Here is a 909-nt window from a genome sequence, read left to right as displayed (position 1 = left end):
AAAAAGAATATTATTGGTCGGAAATCACAAAGTTAAGTGTTAAAGAACGATTAAAATTGTTTGATATTGATATTTTGAAAAAGAATTTAAAACCTAAAAAAGAGAAAGGAAATAGTAAAGATGATTAATTTATTAGTTGAAAATAATAATAGTAATTGAGACAAGATTTTTAGTTTTGTTTTTRATATATTTTTGTTTATTTTTGATGTAATTTGAAATACAAAATTACCGATGACAAATACGTCAATTGCTTATTTTTTAATCTTTTTTATGGTTATTAAGTTATCKATTTATGCAATTCACGGSACATCAACACAATATAATAATTTATTTTCAACAGTTAATAATGGTGTTTCACAAGTATATTCGTCAACTGTACGCGGTGTTTCTGATACTAAACAAGGTATGCAAAAACATATTAAAGAGCGTAAACAATTTAAAATTAATCGTAATAAAAAACAATTATCAAGTTTAGCAAAACAAGCAAAAACAAGAGAACAAGGATATAGGAGAGTGCATAAGTAATGATTAAATTAGTTTTATTGGTGGCGGCGATTGCGATATTTGGAACTGGTTTTATTACTGTTATTGTTAATCAATTTACATCAGCAAAAAATATTATTATGGATTTATATAATTCTGATACTTGGTTGTTTTGATTATTTGGGAGAATGGCAGTTTTGTTTAGTCATCCGTTAATGTTAACAATATCGAGTTTATATATTGTTGGGTTTATTTGTTGGGTTTATTGTTTCAAAAACATTGTATAGTTAGGAGTTGAGTTTATGAAAATTAAAATTTTAAAGTTTTTAAAAGAAAAATGATGAGAAATATTAGTATATATTTTAGTTGTTGGTTTTGGTTTTGCTTTATTTATTGGATTAATTTACGATAAATGAGATAAATTAA

At 24.1% G+C, this 909-nt stretch carries 2 protein-coding genes; both read left to right on the top strand.

The window, feature by feature from the left end; translation table 4 throughout:
* Nucleotides 1-120: 120 nt before the first annotated feature.
* On the top strand, nucleotides 121-525 hold the full coding sequence (locus C6B38_RS05500) for a hypothetical protein (RefSeq protein WP_105298939.1): 405 nt from the start codon (nucleotides 121-123) through the stop codon (nucleotides 523-525).
* Nucleotides 525-770: a hypothetical protein gene (locus C6B38_RS05495; RefSeq protein ID WP_105298938.1), complete on the top strand. Its 246-nt coding sequence runs from the start codon at nucleotides 525-527 to the stop codon at nucleotides 768-770. The genes C6B38_RS05500 and C6B38_RS05495 overlap by 1 nt, the downstream gene beginning before the upstream one ends.
* Nucleotides 771-909: the final 139 nt, after the last annotated feature.

The organism is Spiroplasma sp. ChiS (assembly GCF_002968355.1).
GTDB lineage: Bacteria > Bacillota_I > Bacilli_A > Mycoplasmatales > Mycoplasmataceae > Spiroplasma > Spiroplasma citri.
The sequence above is the reverse complement of the archived record's forward strand: the minus strand, read 5'-3'. Positions and strand labels throughout refer to the sequence as shown.